General features: G+C 46.6%; 6 protein-coding genes and 1 pseudogene. 4 read left to right on the top strand and 3 right to left on the bottom strand.

The annotated features are described in order from the left end of the window. Position 1: 1 nt before the first annotated feature. From F6K52_RS33470 to chlG, 3 genes are read left to right on the top strand one after another with little or no spacing between them, the layout of a single operon-like run. On the top strand, positions 2–94 hold the full coding sequence (locus F6K52_RS33470) for a cytochrome b6f subunit family protein (protein ID WP_293089000.1): 93 nt from the start codon (positions 2–4) through the stop codon (positions 92–94). A 42-nt stretch (positions 95–136) separates the two neighbouring features. Then, positions 137–1,237: an ArsA family ATPase gene (locus F6K52_RS33465; RefSeq protein WP_293088998.1), complete on the top strand. Its 1,101-nt coding sequence runs from the start codon at positions 137–139 to the stop codon at positions 1,235–1,237. Positions 1,238–1,246: 9 nt separating this feature from the next. Further along, on the top strand, positions 1,247–2,218 hold the full coding sequence (gene chlG / locus F6K52_RS33460) for a chlorophyll synthase ChlG (RefSeq protein WP_293088995.1): 972 nt from the start codon (positions 1,247–1,249) through the stop codon (positions 2,216–2,218). Between the two features lie 210 nt (positions 2,219–2,428). Here the strand turns inward: chlG and F6K52_RS33455 are convergent, their stop codons facing one another. Next, on the bottom strand, positions 2,429–2,557 hold the full coding sequence (locus tag F6K52_RS33455; RefSeq protein ID WP_293088993.1) for a hypothetical protein: 129 nt from the start codon (positions 2,555–2,557) through the stop codon (positions 2,429–2,431). A gap of 84 nt (positions 2,558–2,641) precedes the next feature. Beyond that, positions 2,642–3,394, bottom strand: a complete 753-nt coding sequence (locus F6K52_RS33450) for an FkbM family methyltransferase (RefSeq protein ID WP_293088991.1) — start codon at positions 3,392–3,394, stop codon at positions 2,642–2,644. Positions 3,395–3,408: 14 nt separating this feature from the next. On the opposite strand from F6K52_RS33450, the gene F6K52_RS33445 reads away from it, so the two are divergent. Next, positions 3,409–3,600: a hypothetical protein gene (locus tag F6K52_RS33445; protein WP_293088989.1), complete on the top strand. Its 192-nt coding sequence runs from the start codon at positions 3,409–3,411 to the stop codon at positions 3,598–3,600. A gap of 60 nt (positions 3,601–3,660) precedes the next feature. Here the strand turns inward: F6K52_RS33445 and F6K52_RS33440 are convergent. Further along, positions 3,661–3,949, bottom strand: a pseudogene (locus F6K52_RS33440) (SPFH domain-containing protein); the annotation flags it as partial.

Raw genomic sequence — 3,949 nt, 5'->3', positions numbered from 1 at the left:
AATGACCGATGGCAGTGGAGTTGGCGTGACAGTGAAATTTGAGGACAACAGCTCTACCTGGTTCTTTGAGGATGAATTGAAAGTCGTAGACTAGATTTTAGTAAAAGCGATCGCACCGAGGCACAAGACTTGCACTATGGCACGGATTCTAACATTTCTGGGTAAAGGCGGCACAGGTCGCACTACTGTGGCAATTGCTGCCGCTAAGCAGCTGTCGAGCCTCGGTCAACGAGTGCTACTGGTAGGACAAGACCCAAGTCCTAGCTTTGGACTGCTACTGGGGCTATCCCCAACGTCTGACCCGGTGGAAATAAGTCCTAACCTCCGGGTAGTACAGCTAATGACTACAGTACTACTGGAACGCAGCTGGGAAGATGTCAAAAAGCTAGAGGAGCAATATTTGCGATCGCCTACCCTAAAAAATGTCTATGGTCAAGAACTGGGCATCTTACCGGGGATGGATCATGCTTTAGCCCTCAACGCCCTTCGGGAGTACTACCAAAGCGGTCAGTATGACACGATCATCTACGATGGCACCTGCTCTCAAGCTACCCTGAGAATGTTGGGAATGCCAGAAATTATCAGTTGGTATAGTCGTAGATTTCGCCAAGTCATAGCAGATTCTGACCTGGGCAAAGCCATTTCCCCCTTTATCCAACCAGTCACTAGCGCCATCCTAAATGTGTCATGGACCAGTGATGACTTTGCTGGTGAATCAACGAATCAGGCCAACAACATGTTGGAGGATGGAAAAAATGCGATCGCAGATCCCAATCGGGTCGCATCCTATCTGGTCACTACCGATGACCCCCTAGCCATTGCCACAGCCAAGTATCTGTGGGGTAGTGCCCAACAAGTGGGTGTTACTGTCGGTGGTGTGGTGGTAAACCAAACCCCGGTAACCCCAGCAATAGAATCGGAATTTGCCCCTCTAGTCCTTAATGCTCTTCCCACTTCCCCACCAGGGGAAGATTGGCAATCCCTGATCGATGCCCTGCCAGATTTTAAACAGGCATCCCAGGCACCCAGACCTATGACTATCGACATTCCTGGTCGCAACGTTCGTTTATTCTTACCAGGTTTTAACAAAAAGCAGGTGAAACTGACCCAATACGGTCCAGAAGTCACCGTTGAAGCGGGGGATCAACGGCATAATATCCTGCTGCCTCCACAACTTAGTGGTCAATCCGTGAAAGGGGCTAAGTTTCAAGATGGCTATTTAATCATTTCATTGTAGGTAGTAGCTATGGCTGAAGAAAATCTAACTGAACAAAGTGCCAAAACCCGTCAGCTACTGGGTATGAAAGGCGCAGCTCCTGGTGAAAACAACCTATGGAAGATTCGCCTGCAGTTGATGAAGCCAATTACCTGGATACCCCTGATCTGGGGGGTAGTGTGTGGTGCTGCTTCCTCCGGTGGCTACACTTGGACACTCGAAGACCTTCTGATGGCAGCCGCCTGTATGTTGCTTTCTGGTCCGTTGATGGCAGGGTATACCCAAACCCTGAATGATTTCTATGACCGCGAAATCGATGCCATTAATGAACCATACCGTCCTATCCCATCAGGAGCCATCTCTATCCCCCAGGTGATCACCCAGATTGTGGTGCTACTCCTAGCAGGTATCGCTCTTAGCTACGGACTTGATGTTTGGGCTGGTCATGAATTTCCGACACTCACCTGTCTTACCCTAGGCGGTGCCTTTCTAGCCTATATCTATTCTGCCCCACCCCTGAAACTGAAAAAAAATGGTTGGCTGGGAAACTATGCTCTCGGTGCCAGCTATATCGCCCTTCCTTGGTGGGCAGGTCATGGCTTATTTGGTCATCTTAACGGGACTATTATGATTCTGACCCTGTTCTACTCCCTGGCAGGGTTAGGTATTGCAGTAGTTAATGATTTCAAGAGTGTGGAAGGCGATCGCGAATTGGGCTTAAAATCCCTACCGGTCATGTTTGGTGTTACCACAGCAGCTTGGATTTGTGTGGTGATGATTGATCTATTTCAAGCAGGGATTGCTGGTTATTTAATCAGCATTGATCAGAAGCTCTACGCTGCTATCCTCATCCTATTAATCATCCCCCAAATCACCTTCCAAGATATGTACTTTCTCCGTGACCCCCTGAAAAATGATGTCAAATACCAGGCTAGTGCGCAACCGTTTTTGGTACTAGGGATGCTAGTTGCTGGTTTGGCTTTGGGTCATGGAGCCATTTAAAATAGGGAACAGGGAATAGGGAATAGGGAATAGGGAATAGGGAATAGGAAAACGGAAATAGGGAATAGGGAAAAAATCCTGTGTACCTAACAAATAGCTATGATAAAGGCTATATATAGGGTTAAACCGGACTCGATCTGAAGGCTTATATGATGTTAAGCTAATCAGTTATGAAACAACGTAGCTTCCTTCTGGTAGGCAATATCCCTACTAATTCCCTGTTCCCGTCTTGATGCAGTCGCTCATGGGGGAAACCCCCAAGACCGCGCTGCATCGCTGTTCCCTGTTCCCGTCTTGATGCAGTCGCTCATGGGGGAAACCCCCAAGACCGCGCTGCATCGCTGTTCCCTGTTCCCTGTTCCCTATTACCTACTATTTATAAGTGTTCAACCGAGCATGATATTAGTACTTACAGTCAATCGGTCAACCAGGGTAAGAAGCGATCAAATCAAGGTTTTTTGGAAGTTCCCCACCATCAGGTTTGTCTAAGACTTGAATCTTGTAGCCCAAAGATTCTAACAACTGACAACATTGCTCATAGACAGGTCGTCCATGGATAGACAAGAAAATGGTAGGATGAGAACTTGCCAACAGAGATTTGGCACCAAGTAGAACAAACTTCTCATGACCCTCCACATCAATTTTGATGCAGTCCGGTACAGGAATTTCACCACTGGCAATCAGTTCATCTAAACTGACCATCTTGACTTGGAGTGTTCCTTGAGAAGAAATACCCCCCTGATAACTACCAGAAGTTTCTCTAAAGGATGCCATACCAGAGCGCTCTGAAACCGCTGCTGGCATAACTGTGGCATTGGTAATGCTGTTGATAGACAGATGTTTTCTTAAGTAACCAAGGTTTTGGGGTAGGGGCTCAAAGGAAAAAACTTTTCCCTTCTCACCGACTAGCACCGAAGTCAATAGTGTAAAGAAACCAGCGTGAGCTCCAATATCAAATACAGTGTTTCCTAATTTCAGAGTTTTCTCAAGCACCCGTTGGTTGTCATACTCATAAGTCCCTAACCAACAGCCGTTTCTCCCAGCACCAACTATCCATTTTTTACCGGCGAGCTTACCTAGCCAGATCGGCATTGTCATCTGAGGAGGAATTAGCCTTAAGGGCAAACGTAAAATCTGACCAAAGAGGCTTTTTCGGGAAATCTGTTCCAAATCCATAGTTTGATTACCTGATGAAGCTGAAAACTATTAGAGTTTCTATTGATAGAATTCCCGAAAGTTATGGTCAGGTAACAGCTTTACCGTTAGCTATCAGCGGTCAGCGGTCAGCGGTCAGCGGTCAGTGGTCAGCCGTCAGCCGTCAGTGGTCAGCCGTCAGCCTAAGGCTCACGCTACTTGAGGTGCTTATTTTATTCAAAAGCTAATAGCTGAATGCTGAATGCTGAATGCTGAATGCTGAATGCTGAATGCTGAATACTGATAGCTTACAGTTTAAGACTACCAGTATTGACAACAGGTTGTATATTTTGCTCAGCAGTCAAAACCACTAGCAAATTGTTAATCATTGCTGCTTTTGTTTCCTCGTCTAGCTGAATAATTTGGTTATCGTTCAGCCGCTTGATGGACATTTCCACCATGCTCAAGGCACCTTCGATAATTTCTTGACGAGCTGCTATTATAGCTTGTGCTTGCTGACGCCTTAGCATGACTTGGGCAATTTCTGGAGCGTAGGCTAAATAGGAAATACGACTATCAATCACCTCGACACCAGCA

The sequence above is a fragment of the Moorena sp. SIO3H5 genome, from assembly GCF_010692395.1.
In the GTDB taxonomy this organism is placed as follows: Bacteria; Cyanobacteriota; Cyanobacteriia; order Cyanobacteriales; family Coleofasciculaceae; genus Moorena.
The sequence above is the reverse complement of the archived record's forward strand: the minus strand, read 5'-3'. Positions and strand labels throughout refer to the sequence as shown.

Coding starts and splice junctions, on each gene's coding strand:
- F6K52_RS33470 (WP_293089000.1), top strand. CDS start 2: ATGACCGATGGCAGTGGAGTTGGCGTGACAGTGAAATTTGAGGACAAC.
- F6K52_RS33465 (WP_293088998.1), top strand. CDS start 137: ATGGCACGGATTCTAACATTTCTGGGTAAAGGCGGCACAGGTCGCACT.
- chlG (WP_293088995.1), top strand. CDS start 1,247: ATGGCTGAAGAAAATCTAACTGAACAAAGTGCCAAAACCCGTCAGCTA.
- F6K52_RS33455 (WP_293088993.1), bottom strand. CDS start 2,557: ATGCAGCGCGGTCTTGGGGGTTTCCCCCATGAGCGACTGCATCAAGAC.
- F6K52_RS33450 (WP_293088991.1), bottom strand. CDS start 3,394: ATGGATTTGGAACAGATTTCCCGAAAAAGCCTCTTTGGTCAGATTTTA.
- F6K52_RS33445 (WP_293088989.1), top strand. CDS start 3,409: ATGAAGCTGAAAACTATTAGAGTTTCTATTGATAGAATTCCCGAAAGT.